Genomic DNA, 19,132 nt, shown 5'->3' on the forward strand with positions numbered 1-19,132 from the left:
GCCCTTAATGGAACGATGCTGTTTAGCGCGCTCAGATGAAGAGGCGCGCGCAGCTGAGGGCAACCAGCACGAGGGCGAACAGGCTGAGCAGGCCTATCTGCAGGTTCTTCTGCTCGCGTTTGCGGGTGCTGACGAAGATGAGTCCGATGATCGCGCCGCCGATGAGGCCGCCGACGTGCGCCTGCCAGGCCACGTTGAGCCCGGGGAGGAAGCCGATCACGAGGTTGATGGCGACCAGGACGATGAGTTGGGTGGCGCTGGCGCCGAGGTGACGCTGGATCACCAGGAACGCACCCATCAGCCCGAAGATGGCACCTGACGCGCCAACCACGGGCGTGAGCGGGCTCGACAGGAACATGACACCGAGGGAGCCGGCGAGTCCGCTGAGCACATAGAGCGTCAGGAACCGGCCGCGGCCGAGCATGCTCTCGAGTATTCGCCCGAAGATCCACAGCGTGTACATGTTGAGTCCCACGTGGAAGATGAAGCCCGTTGAATGCACCAGCATGGCGGTCAGCATCCGCCACGGCTCGAACTGGCCGGGGTATGAGTACACGCCGGCGTACCAGAGCGCCTGCGTGACGCCGAGGCCAGGGATCAGCTGCAGGACGAAGACGACGAGCGTGATGGCGATGATCGAATAGGTGACGACAGGAGAGCCGTCTTTTCCCATTCGGGTGATTCTGGTCAGTGCGGCCGGCGTGGTGCGCGGCGCTGACTGACGTTGTTCTTTCATGCACTCAGGGCAGATCACGCCGACGGCAGCCTGAGTTTGGCACTCTGGACAGATGGTGCGTCCGCAGCGCTGGCAGAGAATATAGCTCTGCCTACCCGGATGCCGGTAGCAATAGTTCGCCGCTTGGTCCGGCACCCGGGTCATAGAAGTGTTACCTAGACCTGCTCGACGGTGATGCTTTCGATGACAACGTCTTCGCGGGGACGGTCACGGCCATCGGTCGGCACAACTGCAAGCTGGTCGACGATCGCACGTGATGCCTCGTCTTCGACAGCACCGAAGATCGAGTGCTTGCCCTGGAGCCAGGTGGTCGGAACAACGGTGATGAAGAACTGTGAACCGTTGGTTCCGCGGCCGCCCTGGATGCCGGCGTTAGCCATGGCGAGGACATACGGCTGCGTGAAGTCGAGCTCAGGGTTGATCTCGTCGTCGAACTGGTAGCCGGGGCCGCCAATTCCCTGGCCCAGCGGGTCGCCGGCCTGGATCATGAAGTCCTTGATGATGCGGTGGAAGATCGTTCCGTCGTACAGCGGCGCGTGTGAAACCTCGCCGGTGCCGGGGTGCTTCCATTCAATTTCACCGGTAGCCAGACCGACGAAGTTCTTCACAGTCTTCGGGGCGTGGTTGCCGTAGAGGTTGACCTTGATCGGTCCGAGGCTCGTGTTGAGCGTTGCGACAGCGGTGTGCTTTGACATAGCAATAATTCTTGCACAGCCACTCAGGAGCATCCTGAATAGTCATGATTACCGGTGTATTCGCCGTGTTCATGCTCGACTCGCTTGGATTGATCAGGCGATTCAGTGGCAAGATGGACGTTATTCGCTACACGACATCGATGGAGGGTCCAGATGAGCCTGTCACGAAAGCGCCGTAAGGAACTCACTCGCCTGCGCAAGAGCGCCGACGAATTGTGGAGTAACCAGCAAGCGGTCCTGGATCACGCCAATGAGGTAGCCAGGGAGGCCGGCCGTCAGGCTGGAGTCCTGACTCGCGAGGAAGTGGTCCCCCGCGTGCGTGAAGGATACGAGCAGTATGTCCTTCCCGGCGTTCAGGCCACGCAGAGCTTTGCGGGAGACACCAAGCGCCGCATTGTCCACGATGTCATTCCGGGCATCGGCACCGGGCTTGGAACTGCTCTCGGAACCGTCTTATCGGTCGGCGACATCGCCAAGGACACCAGGGTGCGTGCCGCACTCCACCGCCTGCACCTGCAGCAGCCCGTCGTTCCGGCCAAGAAGAGCGCGGGAGCCGGCACCTACATTGCCGTCGGTCTTGGTGTTGTTGCAGCCGTTGGCGTCGCGTACGCCGTCTGGCAGACGTTTAAGGCCGACGACGAGTTGTGGGTCGCCGACGACGAGAACGACGCACTGACGGGCAACCCTGAGGCTTAGGGACTGTCGCGAGAGCGAGAACAAGAACGTCTGAAGAGCCCGTGTCCTCGACACGGGCTCTTTTGCGTTCCCAGGCGCGGCTGCTCCCAGACAGGACGAGAGCGGATGCGCGAGCGGCGCTGTGTGGCCAAGACAGGCCATTGCGGCACTCCGGTGGGCACACGCCTCGATCGTCGCTCCTGGAACGCTGAGCGAGGGCACAGCCCCGAGTCGGGCGCCCTCGCGGTTCATGCTCCCCGCACAAGACCCGGTTAACGAAAAAGATCCTCACCCATCTCTGGGTGAGGATCTTTTTGTTGTGCTGTGGAGCCTAGGAGAATCGAACTCCTGACCTCCTGCTTGCAAAGCAGGCGCTCTACCAATTGAGCTAAGGCCCCGAATGATCGAACACAACTGTGTTGTAAACAACCATACGTGGGGATACCAGGACTTGAACCTGGGACCTCTTCGTTATCAGCGAAGCGCTCTAACCGCCTGAGCTATATCCCCGATTCAGCAGATTACAGCGTATCTGAATCTGCCGAAATCTCCCAATCGAGCCGGGAGAAAGTTTATTCAGTTATTGGTGAAGCCGACGAGAAGCCCGCCGGTGACCTTCACGCTGAGGTTGTACAGCAGCGCAAAGACTGCGCCGAGCGCTGTGACAACCACAGTGTTCAGGATAGCGACAACGACAGCGAAGCCCATCACATTGCCCATCGACAGGATCGTATTGAGGTTCGAGGTCTCGCCCGCAATCGACGTGTACAGCTCGTTGACGCTGTTGAAGACACCGGTCTGGTTGAGAACGGTGAAAATGAGGAACGTAGCGACGATCGTGACGACCGCCAGGCAGATGGCTACCAGGAAGGACAACTTCACAGCCGACCAGAAGTCGATGTACACCAGTTTGAGGCGCACCTGCTTCGTGGTGGTCTTGCGGGTAGATTTCTTGGCGAGCTTTTCTGCAACGCTACTCATCTAATGACTCTTCTTTCCCCGATTCGCCCTCTGCGTGGTCTTCAGGCTCTTCGACCTCGAGATTGCGTTCGGTGTTCTTCGCGATGGCGATGATCCGGTCTTCGTCGGCAAACTTTGCGAAAACTACGCCCATGGTGTCCCTGCCCTTGGCTGGAACTTCGGCGACGTCAGAGCGTACCACCTTGCCGCTGGCAAGGACCACAAGTACTTCATCCTGCTCGTCGACGATGAGTGACCCCACCAGGTCGCCGCGATCATCGCTCAGCTTGGCCACCTTGATGCCCAGGCCACCGCGGTTCTGCAGGCGGTACTGGTCGGCCGCTGTGCGCTTGGCATAGCCGCCCTCCGTCACCACGAACACGAATCCGTCATCGGAGACCACTGACGCGTCCAGGAGCTTGTCCTCGCCACGGAAGTGCATGCCGATGACGCCTGAGGTGCTGCGTCCCATGGGTCGGAGCGCCTCATCCGTTGCAGTGAAGCGGATGGACATGCCCTTGCGGGAGACGAGCAGCAGGTCGGAGTCCTCATCGACGAGCAGGGCGGAGACGAGTTCGTCGCCCTCGCGCAGCTTGATCGCGATGATTCCACCGGTGCGGTTCGTGTCGTACTCGCTGAGCGCTGTCTTCTTGATCAGGCCGTCGCGGGTCGCCAGGGTGAGGTACTGGGCAACTTCGTAGTCACGGATGTCGAGGATCTGTGCGATCTCTTCGCCCGGCTGCAGTGCGAGCAGGTTGGCAACGTGCTGGCCCTTCGCGTCGCGGCCGGCTTCCTGCACCTCGTACGCCTTGGCGCGGTAGACCCGACCGGTGTTCGTGAAGAACAACAGCCAGTGGTGGGTGGTGGTGACGAAGAAGTGCTCCACCACGTCGTCAGCGCGCAGCTGGGCGCCCTTAACGCCCTTGCCACCGCGGTGCTGGTTGCGGTAGTTGTCGCTGCGGGTGCGCTTGATGTAGCCGCCGCGCGTGACGGTGACAACCATTTCCTCTTCAGGAATCAGGTCTTCGATCGACATGTCGCCGTCGTAGCCGAACATGATCTCCGTGCGACGGTCATCGCCGTACTTGTCGGTGATCTCGGTGAGCTCTTCGCTGACGATCGTGCGCTGACGCTCAGGGCTGGCCAGAATCGCCTTGTACTCGGCAATCTCCAGTTCGAGGGCGGCAGCCTGGTCGATGATCTTCTGGCGCTCGAGAGCGGCCAGACGACGCAGCTGCATCGTGAGGATGGCATCGGCCTGGAGCTTGTCGACATCGAGCAGCGCCATGAGGCCCTCGCGAGCGTCATCGACGGTGGGCGAACGGCGGATGAGTGCGATGACCTCGTCGAGCGCGTCGAGCGCCTTGAGGTACCCGCGCAGGATGTGCGCGTCGGCTTCAGCCTTGTTCAGGCGGAACTGGGTGCGGCGCACGATGACGTCGATCTGGTGCGTGACCCAGGCGGAGATGAATCCGTCGAGGGGCAGTGTCCGCGGAATGCCGTCGACGATCGCCAGCATGTTGGCGCCGAAGTTCTCCTGCAGAGGCGTGTGCTTGTACAGGTTATTCAGCACGACCTTGGCGACGGCGTCACGCTTCAGCACGATGACGAGGCGCTGGCCGGTACGGCCCGACGTCTCATCGCGGATGTCGGCGATGCCGGCGACCTTGCCATCCTTAACAAGGTCGGCGATCTTGATCGCCAGGTTGTCAGGGTTGACCTGGTACGGCAGCTCGGTGATGACGAGGCACGTACGCCCCATCAGCTCTTCGATGCTGACGACAGCGCGCATCGTGATCGACCCGCGGCCGGTGCGGTAGGCGTCCTGGATGCCCTTGGTGCCCAGGATCTGCGCGCCGGTCGGGAAGTCGGGTCCCTTGATGCGCTGGATGAGCGCTTCGAGCAGCTCTTCCCGGTTCGCGTCGGGGTTTTCGAGGTACCAGAGCGCTCCAGCGGCCACCTCACGGAGGTTGTGCGGCGGGATGTTGGTGGCCATACCGACAGCGATACCGACCGAGCCATTGACCAGCAGGTTGGGGAATCGTGCGGGAAGCACCGTCGGCTCGAGCGTGCGGCCGTCGTAGTTGTCCTGGAAGTCGACGGTGTCTTCGTCGATGTCGCGCACCATTTCAAGGGCGAGTGGCGCCATCTTGGTCTCGGTGTATCGCGGTGCTGCTGCGCCGTCGTTTCCCGGGGAACCGAAGTTTCCCTGGCCGAGGGCGAGCGGGTAACGCAGGCTCCAGGGCTGGACGAGGCGCACGAGTGCATCGTAGATCGACGAGTCACCGTGTGGGTGGAACTGTCCCATCACGTCACCGACGACACGGGCACACTTGGAGAAGGCCTTGTCTGGGCGGTAGCCGCCGTCGAACATGGCGTAAATCACGCGGCGGTGCACCGGCTTGAGGCCGTCGCGCACGTCGGGCAGCGCACGCCCGACGATGACGCTCATCGCGTAGTCGAGGTACGAGCGCTGCATCTCCAGCTGAAGGTCGACCTGGTCGATCTTGCCGTGGGTGACGAGGTGTGCCGCCGCTGCAGCGTCAGCCGCTTCAGCGGTGGTTGTCGCATCTGCTGCCGAAGCTGAGGCGCCGGTGTTCTCGGCGCCAGAGTTGTCGGTGGGGGTGTCGTTAGATGTCAAGGAAACGCACGTCCTTCGCGTTCTTTTGGATGAAGTTTCGGCGGGACTCAACGTCCTCGCCCATCAGGGTAGAGAAGATTTCGTCTGCAGCTGCAGCGTCGTCAAGGGTGACCTGCAGCAGAGTGCGGCTTTCGGGAGCCATCGTGGTTTCCCACAGCTCCTTGTAGTCCATCTCGCCGAGACCCTTGTAGCGCTGGATGCCGTTGTCCTTGGGGATGCGCTTGCCTGCAGCTGCACCGTCGGCCAGCAGCGCGTCGCGCTCCCGGTCTGAGTACACGTACTGGTGAGGCGCGTTCGACCACTTGAGTCGGAACAGCGGCGGCTGCGCGAGGTACACGTAGCCCATGTCGATCAGCGGACGCATGTAGCGGAAGAGCAGGGTGAGCAGCAGGGTCGTGATGTGCTGGCCGTCGACATCAGCATCGGCCATCAGCACGATCTTGTGATATCTCACCTTCTCAGGGTTGAAGTCCTCGCCAAGACCGGCACCGAATGCAGTGATCATGGCCTGCACTTCGGCGTTCGCGAGTGCGCGGTCGAGGCGCGCCTTCTCCACGTTCAGGATCTTGCCGCGGAGAGGCAGGATGGCCTGGGTTTCCGGGTTTCGGCCCTGCACGGCAGAGCCGCCGGCCGAGTCACCCTCAACGATGAAGATTTCGGAGAGCGCTGGATCCTTGCTCTGGCAGTCCTTGAGCTTCCCAGGCATTCCGCCGCCCTCGAGGAGGCCCTTGCGCCTGGCGGTTTCACGGGCCTTGCGGGCTGCCATCCGCGCGGTCGCTGCCTGCAGCGCCTTGCGGATGATTTCCCTGGCCTGGATCGGGTTGCGATCGAACCAGTCGGCCAGCTGCTCGCCGGCGACGCGCTGCACGAATGCCTTGGCCTCCGTGTTGCCGAGCTTGGTCTTGGTCTGGCCTTCGAACTGCGGCTCAGCGAGCTTGATCGAGATGACGGCCGTCAGGCCCTCACGCACGTCATCGCCGGAGAGGTTGTCATCCTTTTCTTTCAGGATGCCCTTTTCCCTGGCGTACTTGTTCACCAACGTGGTGAGGGCAGCGCGGAAGCCCTCTTCGTGCGTACCACCCTCGTGGGTGTTGATGGTGTTCGCGTAGGTGTGCACGCTCTCGGTGTATGCGGTGGTCCACTGCATAGCGACTTCGAGTGCGATCTTGCGTTCGGTGTCTTCAGTCTCGAACGAAATGATCTCGTCGTTCACCAGCTCCGCCTTGCGGGCGCGGTTCAGGTATTCGACGTAGTCGACTAGTCCCTGCTCGTACATGAACGAGTTGGAGACGGGATTGCCTTCTTCATCGGCCTGTTCAGGACGCTCGTCGGTGAGCGTCAGACGCAGTCCCTTGTTCAGGAACGCCATCTGCTGGAAACGGGCGCGCAGGGTCTCGTAGTCGAAATCGACCGTTTCAAACGTGTCGGGGCTCGGCCAGAACGTGATCGTGGTGCCGGTGGCGTCGGATTCCTCGCCCTTTTCAAGGGGAGCATTCGGAACACCGTGGGTGAAGCTCTGGCGCCATACGTGTCCCTGGCGGCGAACCTCGACCTCGAGGCGCGACGAGAGCGCGTTGACGACGGAGCTACCAACACCGTGCAGGCCACCGGAAACCGCGTAACCGCCGCCGCCGAACTTTCCACCGGCGTGCAGCACGGTCAGAACGACCTCGACCGTCGAGCGGCCCTCTGCCTTGTGGATGTCAACGGGGATACCGCGCCCATTGTCTTCTACGCGTACTGCACCATCGGCCAGGATGCGGATGTCGATGGTGTCGCAATACCCGGCAAGCGCCTCATCGACGGAGTTGTCGACAATTTCATACACCAGGTGATGCAGACCTCGCGGTCCGGTGGAACCGATGTACATTCCCGGTCGCTTGCGAACGGCTTCGAGACCCTCGAGAACTTGGATTTCGTCCGCACCATATTCGTGCTCGGACTCGGGATTCTTCGGCTCTACTGTCATATGAAATTGGGCTCCCTCTGTCGCTGAAGCGACCTCATAAGTCTACCAAACCTAGAGGGTCGGCCCGTCCATAAACGCCGATCTAACGCGTTTTCGTGACGACGGTGACCGATTTTGCCCGGTTACCCGTAGGTATCGCGCGGGCCCCGCCCTGGGATTGACCTGGGGCCCTTTTTCCATGAAGGGGCGTTGGGTCCCTGAAAACGGATTGACTGGATGCCGGCATCCGGATAGCGGGTCGAGATGCTCGTCATGATGTCAACGCGCATCATCCTCAGCTGGGTCGCCCATGCCGTCGATTCGCACTGCACAGTGAGCACACCGTCTTCAATTCCGACCGGTGTTGAGTGCTTGGCCGTCTCCGCTCCGGCGATCTCCGTCCATGAGTCGAGCAGCGATGATTGCGCGAGCGGAGAGTTCCAACCCAGCTGAAGCGTGAGCGAATTGATGGTGTCGCCCAGTCCCCGTGGATCCCGACCCTTGCCAAAGGGGACGCTGGAGGCCGGGTCGATTTTCGGGCGCTTCCTGGCGCGCGAACGCCGGGCATTCGGGTCACCGAAGATGTCCTTGAACCGCATATACACGCGGGCCGCCTCTGTCCCTGCGATTTCTATGGTCTCGATGTCATCTGAATCATCGGGGACACCCGTTGAAGGGTCGGCAGCGTCGGCAGCGTCGGCCGCCGCATCGGTCGCCGGGGCGGCCTGAGGCGACTGCGATGTCGCGGGCGTTCCGTCTGGCTGGGGCGCCGCGGCATCCGCTTCGTTGTCTCCGATTGGAGAATTCTTACCCTGATCAGCCACGATGGTCGTCCACTACCTGCCCGGCGTGAATGTGAATGGTGTGCGCAGCGAGGGCCTCTGGCACGTCGTCGTACACAGCGGCGGTGATAAGTACCTGCTCGAATCCACCGACGGCAGCCGCGAGCCTGGCCCGCCGGCTCTGGTCGAGTTCCGCGAAAACGTCGTCGAGGATGAGCACGGGGTCGCCGCTCATGGAATCGCGGCGCAGCAGTTCAGCGGATGCCAGTTTCAGCGCAAGTGCGAACGACCAGGATTCCCCGTGGCTGGCATATCCCTTCGCGGGGAGCGAGTTCAGCATGAAGACGAGGTCGTCGCGGTGCGGGCCGGCCAGGGTCATGCCCCTGTCAAGCTCCTTGTTCCGCACGCCGGCCAATGCGGCCCTGAACGAGTCGGCGGTGGAGGATGCGTTTGGTTCGACCGAGCGTGTCAACGTCGACTCATCGTCTTCGTCTGCACCGAGGATACTGAGCGACGATACGAGCCGCGGCCCGTGGTCTTCGCCGGCGACTGACTCGTAAGCGTCCCGCAGCGGGTCACTCAGCAAGCGCACGAGTTCGGCGCGTTCATCGATGATCTGGGATCCAAGATCAACCAGGCGCTCATCCCAAATATCCAGCGTGGTCAGGGAATTACCTCGGACCCCTGATGCTCTGGCCGATTTCAGCAGGGTATTGCGCTGCTTCAGAACGCGGTCGTAGTCGGCCAGGATGCCCGCAATGCGCGGAGTCCTCAGCACCAGGAGTTGGTCGAGGAACCGGCGGCGCCCCGAGGGATCTCCCCTGATCAGGGAGAGATCCTCCGGAGCGAACAGCACGCTGGAGAAGTAGCGAGGCAATTCGCGGGTCTTGATTGCGGACCGATTGATCTGGGCCCGGTTCAACCCCGTGCGGTTGATCTGGACTTCAGCCAGGATCTCGCGGCTGTTGTATGCCAGCCGTGCCCGGATCACTGCTGATTCCTGGCCGGCCCTGATCATTGCCTTGTCGCTGGAGACCCGGTGGGAACCCAGGGTGCTCAAGAAGCCAAGGGCTTCGACCAGATTGGTTTTTCCCTGCCCGTTGCGGCCGACGACCAAATTGGGGCCGGCCGCAAACGGTACCTCGGCGGTCGTGTAATTACGAAAATCCGCCAGGGAGAGGTGACTAACTTGCACGGTTCATCAGAGACACGGTGTGTCAGTCTGCCTTCTTGACCGCGTGCCCGCCGAACTGGTTGCGAAGAGCAGCAACAGCCTTCATGGCAGGAGAGTCGTCCTGGCGCGAAACGAATCGCGCGAAGATCGACGCAGCGATCGTGGGAACGGGAACAGCGTTGTCGATGGCTTCTTCGATCGTCCAGCGGCCTTCACCTGAGTCTTCGACGTAGCCTTCGATGTTGGCCAGCGTCGGGTCTTCCTTGAGGGCAATGACCATGAGCTCGAGCAGCCACGAACGCACGACGGTTCCACGCTGCCAGGCAGAGAAGATTCCGGGGACGTCCTTGACGAGGTCTGTACGCTTCGCGAGCAGTTCATAGCCCTCGGCGTATGCCTGCATCATGGCGTATTCGATGCCGTTGTGCACCATCTTGGCGTAGTGGCCTGCACCGACTTCACCAGCGTGCACGAAGCCTTCTTCGCGGGGGCCCTCAGGGCGCAGCGCGTCGAATACGGGCATAGCGCGCTCGACCTGCTCCTGGGTGCCGCCCACCATCAGGCCGTAACCGTTGGTGACTCCCCACACGCCACCGGAAACGCCGGCGTCGATGTAGTCGATGCCCTTGAGGGCAAGGAGCTCTGCGTGCTTGAAGTCCTCGGTGAAGCGTGAGTTGCCACCCTCAATGACGAGGTCGCCTTCGTCGAGCTTCTCAGCGAGTTCGTTGACAACCGAATCGGTGATGGCGCCAGAGGGAACCATGACCCAGACGATGCGGGGAGTCGGCAGCGCTGCAATCATCTCGTCGACGGATGCGACATCTGCGACGTCCTGGTTGTGGTCAAAGCCGGTGACCGTCAGTCCCGCATTGCGCAGGCGTGTGCGCATGTTCGCGCCCATTTTTCCGAGGCCGATAATACCGATGTGCATGAAGCTCCTTAGTGCCGATGAAATGACGCGTTAGCGCAGCAGGAGATTGGGTTGCAGCAAATACTTGTAGCTGTCGGCGCCCGCACTCTCGCGAGAGGTCTGGCTCGTGATGAGCACTGGTCCTGGCTTGTTCGGATTCTCGGTCTTGGTGAACGAGATGCGCACGAATTCGGAGTGAACCGCGCCCAATCCGTCGAGCAGGAACTGTGGCTTCAGAGAGACGACAGTGTCTGTTCCGGTAAGAATGGCGTCGATCGTCTCTGAGGCCTGCGCCTGTTCAGATCCGATCGCTTCGAGCGTGAGCCCTTCGGCGGTGAACGAGAACCTCAGGGCTGCCTCACGCTCGAGTACGAGCTGCACTCGGCGTGTTGCCTCGATGAGTTCCGCGGTGTTCATCACGGCGTAGTTGTCGACCGTTTCGGGGAACAAGCGGCGCACTGGCGGGAAGTTTCCCTTGATGAGCAGCGAGGTAACCGTCTTCTTGTCGGCGGTGAAGGCAATGAGTTCGCGGTCATCAGAGTTTGTGATCGCAACCGAGATAGTTCCGCTGTGGCCGAAGGTCTTGCCGACTTCCTGCAAGGTACGGGCCGGCACAAGCGCTGTCATGGTTTCAGTGCTCTCGTTGCTGCCTGAATCCCAATTGATCTCCCGAACGGCAACCCGATAGCGGTCGGTAGCAACCAGGCCAAGGCTGTTCTCAGAGACTTCGAGCTGCACGCCTGTGATGACGGGCGTGACATCGTCACGCGATGCCGCAACGGCCACCTGGGCGACAGCATTGGCGAAATCTTCAGCTGGGACGAGGCCCGACTGCGTGCTCACCTGCGGGATGCTCGGGTATTCCTCGACAGGCATGGACAGCAGCGTGAAGGTTGCCGAGCCGCAGCTGACGGTGATGCGTGACTCGTCGGTGACGAATCGCACAGGTGCGTTGGGCATCCGGCTGGCAATGTCTGCGAGCAGACGGCCTGAGACCAGGACCTTTCCGGTCTCTTCAACATCGGCAGCGATGGTTGTCTGCGCTGAGACTTCGTAGTCGAATGACGACAGGATCAAGCCAGTTTCTGTTGCCTCCAGCAGCACTCCGCTCAAAATAGGCAGGGTGGTGCGCTGGGGAAGCAGCTTGACAGCAAACGAGACGGCTTCACTGAAGACGTCTCTGTTGGCCTGAAATCTCACGGATTCGCTCCTGTCGATTGAGGCAAGGGATGTGGCCTCAATGCTAGTCGTCTTTGTCAACCGGCCCAGGTCGGGCAACAGCCCGGCCGTGAAGGTTGTCGGGTGATGGCTAACAAGAATTAATAGTTAATGGTCTTAACCGGTGTGGAAACTGTGGATAACTTCCTCGCCCGCACTAAATCATTGTCATTCAGCGGGGTTCGGGATGTTGACAGCCTGTGGGCGTTAATCGGTCTGTGTCTGACGCTCAGATTTTTGTAATTCACGTTGTACACAGGCAGATCGCTGTTTCAACAGGCAATGGCAAGTTATTCAACGAGTTTCCACAGAGTTATCCACAGTGTGAATATCCAAATTTTTTTAACTACTTATACCGGTGGTTCTGCTTGATCCTGTTGGTAAGTTCCGTCACCTGGTTGTAGATCGAGCGACGTTCCTTCATCAGTTCACTGATTTTCTTGTTCGCGTACATGACTGTGGTGTGGTCACGGTTGCCGAACAACTGCCCGATCTTGGGGAGCGACAGGTTGGTCAGTTCCCGGCAGAGGTACATGGCGATCTGCCTGGCCGTTGCCACGGCTTGCGACCTGGAGGATCCGTAGAGGTCGTCGACCGTCAGCTTGAAGTAGTCAGCGGTGTTGGTGATGATGTCGACCGGCGCGATGACATTGTCCTCGTCGAGCGTGATGAGGTCCTTGAGTACCGTCTGCACCAGGTTCATGTCGACGGGCGTCCGGTTCAGGCTCGCGAATGCCGTGACGCGGATCAACGTGCCTTCCAGCTCCCGAATGTTCGAGGAGACCTTGGTCGCCATGAACTCGAGGATGTCGTCGGGGACCTGGAGTTTTTCGCTCTGCGCCTTCTTGCGCAGGATGGCAATTCGTGTTTCGAGGTCCGGCGCCTGAACATCCGTGATGAGGCCCCACTCGAACCGTGAACGCATCCGGTCTTCGAACCCGGTGAGCGCCTTAGGGGGCAGGTCGCTGGTGATGACCACCTGCTTGTTGTGGTCGTGCAGGGTGTTGAAGGTGTGGAAGAACGCTTCCTGCGTCTCCGCCTTCCCCTGCAGGAACTGGATATCGTCGATCATCAGGATGTCGACATTGCGGTACCGCTGCTGGAACAGCGAACCGCGGTTGTTGGCGATCGAGTTGATGAAGTCGTTCGTGAACTCCTCAGAGCTCACATAACGCACCCGGATTCCCGGATACAGGCTCATCGCGTAGTGACCGGTCGCGTGGAGGAGGTGGGTCTTGCCCAGTCCGGACGAACCGTAGACGAAGAGTGGGTTGTATGCCTTTGCCGGCGCTTCCGCGACGGCGACAGCGGCCGCGTGGGCGAAGCGGTTTGACTGCCCGATGACGAAATTGTCAAAGTTGTACTTGGGATTCAGCCGGGTGTCGTGCGGCCGATCCGTCTGCGTCGTTTCGAAGACTGACTGGTGCGCAGCAGGAGTTTCAACGTCGGGAATGACGGTCTCGTCCTGAACGGGTCGCTGCGCGTCCGGTTCAAGTTCCGGATTGACCACCACGTAGAAGCTGGAGACCTCTCTGGCCTCGTCCAGCTGTGTCATTGCTGTGAGTAGTGGCACCCGCATCCGCTGATTCAGCATGCTGGCAGTGAATTCGTTGGGCACTTCCAGGTAGAAAGTGCCGGCAGCAATCCCCTTGGGTTCGACCAAATTCAAGAATCCATACAGCATCGGGGTGATGCTGTCGTCCGATTCGAGGGTGGTCAGTACTGCCTGCCACGTCTCGCTGATCGGAATTTCGCCGTCTGACATGCTGACCTGCACCTTCTTATTCACAGAGTTATCCACCGCCTGTGGGGAAAAGAAGCCCTATTCTCAGGGTTTTTTACACCTACCTGTGGATAACTAGGTCATCACGGTAGCTAATGAGTCCCAGTCACTCCAAATTCAGCGGAATTTTTTTCCGCGTGTCATCCGAGTGATAGCGCCATTATTGTGGAGAATCGGTCGTTTGGCTTCTGTGAGTTTGACCAACTGATCTCAAAGCCGTAGTTTTAATCAGTTGACCTGAGCCCACGGGCTCCCCTTAATTCTTCCGGCCGCCCGTTTTGGCCTGCAGAGATCAAACACGTGGAGATAGAACTATGAGCAAGAGAACCTTCCAGCCGAACAACCGCCGTCGCGCCAAGGTGCACGGTTTCCGTCTGCGCATGCGCACCCGCGCCGGCCGCGCAATCCTCGGTGCACGTCGTCGTAAGGGACGCACCGAACTCTCCGCTTAAGCGCGCTGGTGCTCGCTAAATCAAATCGCGTAACGAGCGGCGATGACTATAAATCAGTCGTCCGGCGGGGATACCGAGTTGTCGGTCCCCATACCGTTACGTACCTCAAGAAGAACCCGGAAGGGTCTTCTGCGCGATTTGGCTTCATCGTGGCGAAGAACGTGGGTGGCGCCGTTGTGCGCAACCTCGTTCGACGCCGGATGAAAGCAGCGAGCTTTGAACTCCTGCCATCTGTTCCGCCGGGAACTGACATCGTCATCAGGGCGCTGCCAGGTTCCGAGCGGGTGCCGTGGGCTACCCTGCATTCAGAGATATCAGATGCTTTGAATGCAGGGAGCATCGGATTGAGCAGGAAAAGATCATGAACAGGGTTGTGGCGACGATAATTCTGTTGCCGCGCAATGTCGGGATCCTGCTACTTCGCGCATATCGCGCGGTGATATCTCCTCTTTATGGAGATGTCTGTCGGTATTACCCCTCCTGTTCGGCCTATGCTCTGGGGGCCGTTCAAGAACATGGCCTGGTTGTCGGGTCGGCTTTGGCCGCTCGACGTCTGGCCCGGTGCCATCCGTGGGCCGAGGGCGGGATCGATGATGTTCCCCAGAAGCGCAAGCGTCGCTACGTCGTGACGCGATTTGGTTTTGTTGTTGCACCAGGCCACGGAAAGGGCTGAACCCACGCATGGACATCATCGGTACAATCCTCTGGCCGCTGAAGTGGGTTGTAGAGCTACTGCTCGTTGCATTCCACTCGCTCTTCTCAGCGATCGGCCTTGACCCTGCCGCTGGTCTCACTTGGGTGCTGTCCATCGTCGGACTCACGATCGTCGTCCGGGCCGCTCTTATCCCGATCTTCGTCAAGCAGATCAAGAGCCAGCGCAAGATGCTCGAGGTTGCGCCTCAGCTGAAGAAGATCCAGGACAAGTACAAGGGCAAGAAAGATCAGTTCTCTCGTGAGGCAATGTCCCGCGAGACTATGGAGCTGTACAAGCGCACAGGCACCAACCCGCTGAGCTCCTGCCTCCCGCTGCTCATCCAGATGCCGATCTTCTTCTCACTGTTCTCGGTGCTGAACGATGCCCAGCACGGGAAGTCCGGCGTCGGTCCTCTCAACGATGTCCTCGCCAAGAGCTTCGGCTCATCAGAATTCCTCGGCGCTCCGCTGCACAGTTCGTTCGCTTCGCAGTGGACGCTGATGACGGCGGGCGATCCATACAGCCTCTCGGTCATGATCATCGCCGCCACAATGGTTGTGCTGATGACGGCGTCACAGTTCATCACGCAGCTGCAGATCGTCTCCAAGAACATGTCGCCTGAGACCAAGGCGAGCCCCATGTTCAAGCAGCAGAAGATCATGCTGTACCTGCTCCCCCTCGTCTTCGCCTTCTCCGGTGTTGCCTTCCCGCTCGGCGTCATGTTCTACTGGCTCACCTCGAACGTCTGGACCATGGGCCAGCAGTTCCTCGTCATCCGAAACATGCCGACGCCTGGCAGTGAAGCGGCAAAGGCTCGCGAAGAGCGTCTTGCTCGTAAGGGCAAGCTCATCGCCACTGACGGCGACATCATCGTCGTTGACGAAGCTCCGAAGACCACTCAGCGCCAGCAGCCGGTCAGCAAGAACCGCGCAAAGAAGCAATCCGGCCCGAAAAAGTAGAGACGGAAGACCATCGTGACTGACACCACCGGTACTGACACCGCGACCCCGGCCGACATCGTCGTTGCCCCGGCGTTCACCGCGTCGCTCCCCGCATCGGGAGAGGCCGACACTGCCGTGGCGTCAGGCAACGACTCCCCCACGCTCGATCAGCTCGAGCAGGAGGGGGACATCGCCGCGGACTACATCGAAGAGTTCCTCGACATCTGCGACCTCGACGGTGACATTGACATCGACGCCCGCAACGGCCGCGCGTACCTTTCAGTGAATGCGTCCGATGGTGCGAACCTCCGTGTTCTGTCGAAGCCGGACACCGTGAATGCCCTGCAGGAGCTCACGCGCCTCGCCGTGCAGAACAAGACCGGCGGATTTTCCCGCCTGATCCTCGACATCGGTGGTTCGCGCGATGCGCGCCAGGCAGAACTGGCGTCTCTCGTGAGTCACGCGGCCGAGCGCATCCAGGCTGGTGCTACAGAAGCTTCCCTCCCCCCGATGTCGTCGTACGAGCGCAAACTCGTCCACGATCTGGTGTCGGAGCGCGGCTTCGTGTCAGAGTCTCGTGGCGAGGGCCGCGATCGTCACACCGTCATCACCGCGTCATAGTTTCACGTGAAACGTTGAACGAATTGTTAGAGGCAGAGCCGGCCGAAGCGGCTGAAATCTTTGGTGCGCAGATTGATGTTGCGCGCGCATTCACGGCCAACCTGGCCGCGCAGGGTGAAGAACTCGGGCTTATTGGCCCACTGGAACTCCCCCGCCTGTGGTCGCGTCACATCCTGAACTGCGCGATCGTTGCGCCGTTGCTGCGCCCAGGCCTCGTCGGAGACGTCGGCTCGGGGGCAGGACTTCCCGGTCTCGTGTTGGCCATTGCCCGCCCTGACGTGTCGTTCGTGCTGATCGAGCCCATGGAGCGTCGCGTTGCCTGGCTCACCGACCAGGTGAAAGCGCTCGGACTGGACAACGTCGTCGTGAACCGTGCCCGCGCCGAAGAGGTCAAGCTGGATCAGCGTCTCGACCAGGTGACTGCTCGCGCCGTGAGCGCTTTCCGCACTCTGATTCCCCTGACGGCACCGCTGCTTCGTCCAGGAGGTGAGCTGATCCTCATGAAGGGTGCAGGCGCACCGGCCGAGATTGAGGCCGCAGCCAAGGCCATCCGTAAGTACCGTCTGACCAATGTTGAAGTTCTCACCCTCGGTGAGGGCGTGCTGCAGGATGTCACGCGGGTCATTAGGGCTACAGTGGATTAGTCTCTCGATTTTCGTACTGTCCGTTGACGGCATCCGCTGTGGATCCGGTGTGGGCGGCACCTCGATCAGAGCGACCCAGTAGTACGGCGATCTCCCCCGAAGCATGAGTATGCCCGGGAATTTGTCACCACATCCGCATCCAGACGCAAAGGTTTCACGTGAAGCATCCTGGTGAAGACCAGCACCTCCAGTCAGATTCTGGATTCGACGGATCCACTCCCCTCGCACGGGAGATCGCTGAATTAACGCGCCGGCGCCAGGCCATTGCGTCAGAGCAGCTTCCGAAGCCTGCCACCACACGCGTCATGACCGTCTCGAACCAGAAGGGCGGCGTTGGCAAGACCACCACAGCCGTCAACCTGGCCGCAGCACTCGCCCGCCAGGGCGCCAAGGTGCTCGTGATCGACCTTGACCCGCAGGGCAACGCCTCGACAGCGCTCGGTGTCGAGCACCGCGCTGACACGGCGAGCGTGTACGACGTGATCGTCAACGATGTTGCGTTGGCGGATGTCGTACAGAAGAGCCCGGAATTCGGCGCGCTGTACTGCGTTCCGGCCACCATCCACCTCGCCGGTGCCGAGATCGAGCTTGTCTCCCTCGTTGCTCGCGAACAGCGTCTCCGCCGTGCGCTCGACCTGCACCTTCGCGAGATGACCGACCCCTACCACTACGTTTTCATTGACTGCCCGCCGTCACTCGGCTTGCTGACGATCAATGCGTTCGTGGCGGCCCGTGAGGTTCTTATTCCTATCCAGTGCGAGTACTACGCGCTTGAAGGCCTCAGCCAGCTGCTCAAGAACATTGAGCTCATTGAGAAGCATCTCAACCCGGAGTTGCGCGTCTCGACTATCCTGCTGACCATGTACGACGGCAGAACGAACCTCGCGAACCAGGTTGCCCAGGACGTGCGCGATCACTTCCCCAACCAGGTGCTCAAGACCCTGATTCCGCGCTCTGTGCGCGTTTCTGAGGCACCCAGCTATGGCCAGAGCGTCATCAGCTACGACCTCAACTCCGCAGGATCGCTCTCCTACCTCGAAGCCGCAGCAGAGATTGCCCGGCGTGGCGCACCACAGACTGGAGTACAGCTCTAATGGCAAAGCGGACTGGCCTCGGGCGCGGAATTGGCGCGCTCATTCCGATGCAGGACGAGGCCAAGCCGGCGCGTCCCGTCGATGTGTTCTTTCCGCATTCAGACACGAGCGCCGCGGTGGCTGCTTCCCGCCCCACTCCCCCGACAGTTTCACCTGCCCTGAGCGTGCCGCAGGCGGCCCCAGCTCAGGCACCGGTGTTGGCGCCGGTCGAGCCCCTGGGCTCCACGGACGACCTGCTTGACGTACCAGGGGCCTGGCTCGCGTACCTCGACCCCCACGACATCATCCCGAATGCCCAGCAGCCCCGCATGGTGTTCGACGAGTCCGACCTCGCCGAACTGGTGCACAGCATCCGCGAAATTGGCGTTCTCCAGCCCATCGTGGTGCGTCCGCACCCCGAATTGCATGGCAAGTTCGAGCTCGTCATGGGTGAGCGTCGATTGCGCGCCACGCGTGAGGTGGGGCTCGCGACGATCCCCGCTGTCGTCCGGGACACAGCGGATGTCGACATGCTGCGGGATGCTCTCCTCGAGAACCTGCACCGCGCCCAGCTCAACCCGCTTGAAGAGGCGTCGGCCTACCAGCAGTTGCTGTCGGACTTTGGCATCACCCAGGACGAACTCGCTCAGAAGATTGGACGCTCGCGTCCGCAGATCACCAACACCATCCGCCTGCTCAAGCTGCCGTCAGCCGTTCAGCTGCGGGTCGCCGCCGGCGTTTTGAGCGCCGGTCACGCGCGGGCCATTCTATCCGTCGGTGACACAGAGGGCATGTTGCGCCTCGCCGACAAGATTGTGAACGAAGACCTGTCGGTTCGCGCTGCGGAAGCAGCCGCCAGCGCTACTCCCAAGGCGCCAGTGGCCAAGCCGGCCCCTGGAAAACGCCAGGGACACCTCAACGAGCTCGCGGATAGCCTCGGCGATCGGCTGGATACCCGGGTCAAGATCAAGCTCGGCGCACGAAAAGGCCAGATCACAGTAGATTTCGCGACTATTGGCGACCTCAACAGAATCCTCGCGGAGCTCGGACAGTCTGGCTACAGCGCTAGCTAGTTTCGGCCTCGTTGGTTGCTTGGCTCTCATTTCGATCGCTGACGCCCACCGCTGGACTCCAGCGGTGGGCGTCAGTCACTCCCTCCCTCCCTGCCACTCCCCCGCATCGCTC

General features: G+C 60.8%; 19 protein-coding genes and 2 tRNA genes. 9 read left to right on the forward strand and 12 right to left on the reverse strand.

From position 1 onward, the window contains the following. Window positions 1–31: 31 nt before the first annotated feature. Together AC25Y4_RS13685 and AC25Y4_RS13690 are read right to left on the reverse strand one after the other, a co-directional pair. Window positions 32–736 carry a rhomboid family intramembrane serine protease gene (locus AC25Y4_RS13685; protein WP_488120980.1) on the reverse strand — a complete coding sequence of 235 codons (705 nt, stop codon included), beginning with the start codon at window positions 734–736 and terminating at the stop codon, window positions 32–34. 155 nt (window positions 737–891) lie between these two features. Then, window positions 892–1,431 (reverse strand): peptidylprolyl isomerase, encoded by a 540-nt coding sequence (locus AC25Y4_RS13690; protein ID WP_488120981.1) that lies wholly within the window; start codon window positions 1,429–1,431, stop codon window positions 892–894. A 153-nt stretch (window positions 1,432–1,584) separates the two neighbouring features. On the opposite strand from AC25Y4_RS13690, the gene AC25Y4_RS13695 reads away from it, so the two are divergent. Then, a complete protein-coding gene (locus AC25Y4_RS13695; protein WP_488120982.1) occupies window positions 1,585–2,127 on the forward strand; it encodes a hypothetical protein in 543 nt (180 codons plus the stop codon). Between the two features lie 304 nt (window positions 2,128–2,431). On the opposite strand, the gene AC25Y4_RS13700 is transcribed toward AC25Y4_RS13695, so the two are convergent. From AC25Y4_RS13700 to dnaA, 10 genes are all read right to left on the reverse strand, one after another. Continuing rightward, window positions 2,432–2,504: transfer RNA gene (locus tag AC25Y4_RS13700), tRNA-Ala, on the reverse strand. Window positions 2,505–2,542: 38 nt separating this feature from the next. Continuing rightward, window positions 2,543–2,616, reverse strand: a tRNA-Ile gene (locus tag AC25Y4_RS13705). Window positions 2,617–2,682: 66 nt separating this feature from the next. Next, complete coding sequence (locus AC25Y4_RS13710; RefSeq protein WP_488120983.1) at window positions 2,683–3,087, reverse strand: DUF3566 domain-containing protein; 405 nt, start codon at window positions 3,085–3,087, stop codon at window positions 2,683–2,685. Further along, on the reverse strand, window positions 3,080–5,572 hold the full coding sequence (gene gyrA / locus AC25Y4_RS13715; protein ID WP_488121254.1) for a DNA gyrase subunit A: 2,493 nt from the start codon (window positions 5,570–5,572) through the stop codon (window positions 3,080–3,082). The genes AC25Y4_RS13710 and gyrA overlap by 8 nt, the downstream gene beginning before the upstream one ends. Before the next feature lie 124 nt (window positions 5,573–5,696). After that, window positions 5,697–7,676, reverse strand: a complete 1,980-nt coding sequence (gyrB, locus tag AC25Y4_RS13720) for a DNA topoisomerase (ATP-hydrolyzing) subunit B (RefSeq protein WP_488120984.1) — start codon at window positions 7,674–7,676, stop codon at window positions 5,697–5,699. Between the two features lie 122 nt (window positions 7,677–7,798). Further along, window positions 7,799–8,254 (reverse strand): DciA family protein, encoded by a 456-nt coding sequence (locus AC25Y4_RS13725; protein WP_488121255.1) that lies wholly within the window; start codon window positions 8,252–8,254, stop codon window positions 7,799–7,801. A gap of 217 nt (window positions 8,255–8,471) precedes the next feature. Further along, window positions 8,472–9,632, reverse strand: coding sequence for a DNA replication/repair protein RecF (recF, locus tag AC25Y4_RS13730; RefSeq protein ID WP_488120985.1), 1,161 nt, complete (start codon window positions 9,630–9,632; stop codon window positions 8,472–8,474). 22 nt (window positions 9,633–9,654) lie between these two features. Further along, the gene (gnd, locus tag AC25Y4_RS13735) at window positions 9,655–10,542 is read right to left on the reverse strand and encodes a phosphogluconate dehydrogenase (NAD(+)-dependent, decarboxylating) (protein WP_488120986.1); all 888 of its coding nucleotides are present in this window, start codon (window positions 10,540–10,542) and stop codon (window positions 9,655–9,657) included. Between the two features lie 30 nt (window positions 10,543–10,572). Then, on the reverse strand, window positions 10,573–11,721 hold the full coding sequence (dnaN, locus tag AC25Y4_RS13740; RefSeq protein WP_488120987.1) for a DNA polymerase III subunit beta: 1,149 nt from the start codon (window positions 11,719–11,721) through the stop codon (window positions 10,573–10,575). Between the two features lie 364 nt (window positions 11,722–12,085). Beyond that, on the reverse strand, window positions 12,086–13,504 hold the full coding sequence (dnaA, locus tag AC25Y4_RS13745) for a chromosomal replication initiator protein DnaA (protein WP_488120988.1): 1,419 nt from the start codon (window positions 13,502–13,504) through the stop codon (window positions 12,086–12,088). 332 nt (window positions 13,505–13,836) lie between these two features. Between dnaA and rpmH the strand changes: the two genes are divergently transcribed. The 8 genes from rpmH to AC25Y4_RS13785 all read left to right on the forward strand — a co-directional run bounded on the left by rpmH (window position 13,837) and on the right by AC25Y4_RS13785 (window position 19,020). Further along, window positions 13,837–13,974: a 50S ribosomal protein L34 gene (gene rpmH / locus AC25Y4_RS13750; protein ID WP_010204566.1), complete on the forward strand. Its 138-nt coding sequence runs from the start codon at window positions 13,837–13,839 to the stop codon at window positions 13,972–13,974. Window positions 13,975–13,982: 8 nt separating this feature from the next. Further along, window positions 13,983–14,339, forward strand: coding sequence for a ribonuclease P protein component (gene rnpA / locus AC25Y4_RS13755; protein ID WP_488120989.1), 357 nt, complete (start codon window positions 13,983–13,985; stop codon window positions 14,337–14,339). Next, window positions 14,336–14,647, forward strand: coding sequence for a membrane protein insertion efficiency factor YidD (gene yidD, locus AC25Y4_RS13760; protein WP_488120990.1), 312 nt, complete (start codon window positions 14,336–14,338; stop codon window positions 14,645–14,647). Before rnpA ends, yidD begins: the two co-directional genes overlap by 4 nt. Before the next feature lie 8 nt (window positions 14,648–14,655). Then, window positions 14,656–15,627: a membrane protein insertase YidC gene (gene yidC / locus AC25Y4_RS13765; RefSeq protein WP_488120991.1), complete on the forward strand. Its 972-nt coding sequence runs from the start codon at window positions 14,656–14,658 to the stop codon at window positions 15,625–15,627. A gap of 117 nt (window positions 15,628–15,744) precedes the next feature. Continuing rightward, window positions 15,745–16,230 (forward strand): Jag family protein, encoded by a 486-nt coding sequence (locus tag AC25Y4_RS13770; protein ID WP_488121256.1) that lies wholly within the window; start codon window positions 15,745–15,747, stop codon window positions 16,228–16,230. A 14-nt stretch (window positions 16,231–16,244) separates the two neighbouring features. Further along, a complete protein-coding gene (rsmG, locus tag AC25Y4_RS13775) occupies window positions 16,245–16,874 on the forward strand; it encodes a 16S rRNA (guanine(527)-N(7))-methyltransferase RsmG (RefSeq protein ID WP_488120992.1) in 630 nt (209 codons plus the stop codon). 158 nt (window positions 16,875–17,032) lie between these two features. After that, window positions 17,033–17,968 carry a ParA family protein gene (locus tag AC25Y4_RS13780; protein WP_488120993.1) on the forward strand — a complete coding sequence of 312 codons (936 nt, stop codon included), beginning with the start codon at window positions 17,033–17,035 and terminating at the stop codon, window positions 17,966–17,968. Beyond that, the gene (locus tag AC25Y4_RS13785) at window positions 17,968–19,020 is read left to right on the forward strand and encodes a ParB/RepB/Spo0J family partition protein (RefSeq protein ID WP_488120994.1); all 1,053 of its coding nucleotides are present in this window, start codon (window positions 17,968–17,970) and stop codon (window positions 19,018–19,020) included. The genes AC25Y4_RS13780 and AC25Y4_RS13785 overlap by 1 nt, the downstream gene beginning before the upstream one ends. The last annotated feature ends 112 nt before the right edge of the window (window positions 19,021–19,132 follow it).

It is taken from the genome of Leifsonia sp. Y878 (assembly GCF_057669685.1).

Coding starts and splice junctions, on each gene's coding strand:
- dnaA (WP_488120988.1), bottom strand. CDS start 13,504: ATGTCAGACGGCGAAATTCCGATCAGCGAGACGTGGCAGGCAGTACTG.
- AC25Y4_RS13710 (WP_488120983.1), bottom strand. CDS start 3,087: ATGAGTAGCGTTGCAGAAAAGCTCGCCAAGAAATCTACCCGCAAGACC.
- yidC (WP_488120991.1), top strand. CDS start 14,656: ATGGACATCATCGGTACAATCCTCTGGCCGCTGAAGTGGGTTGTAGAG.
- AC25Y4_RS13725 (WP_488121255.1), bottom strand. CDS start 8,254: ATGCGGTTCAAGGACATCTTCGGTGACCCGAATGCCCGGCGTTCGCGC.
- AC25Y4_RS13785 (WP_488120994.1), top strand. CDS start 17,968: ATGGCAAAGCGGACTGGCCTCGGGCGCGGAATTGGCGCGCTCATTCCG.
- AC25Y4_RS13685 (WP_488120980.1), bottom strand. CDS start 736: ATGAAAGAACAACGTCAGTCAGCGCCGCGCACCACGCCGGCCGCACTG.
- AC25Y4_RS13690 (WP_488120981.1), bottom strand. CDS start 1,431: ATGTCAAAGCACACCGCTGTCGCAACGCTCAACACGAGCCTCGGACCG.
- AC25Y4_RS13695 (WP_488120982.1), top strand. CDS start 1,585: ATGAGCCTGTCACGAAAGCGCCGTAAGGAACTCACTCGCCTGCGCAAG.
- gnd (WP_488120986.1), bottom strand. CDS start 10,542: ATGCACATCGGTATTATCGGCCTCGGAAAAATGGGCGCGAACATGCGC.
- yidD (WP_488120990.1), top strand. CDS start 14,336: ATGAACAGGGTTGTGGCGACGATAATTCTGTTGCCGCGCAATGTCGGG.
- rpmH (WP_010204566.1), top strand. CDS start 13,837: ATGAGCAAGAGAACCTTCCAGCCGAACAACCGCCGTCGCGCCAAGGTG.
- gyrB (WP_488120984.1), bottom strand. CDS start 7,676: ATGACAGTAGAGCCGAAGAATCCCGAGTCCGAGCACGAATATGGTGCG.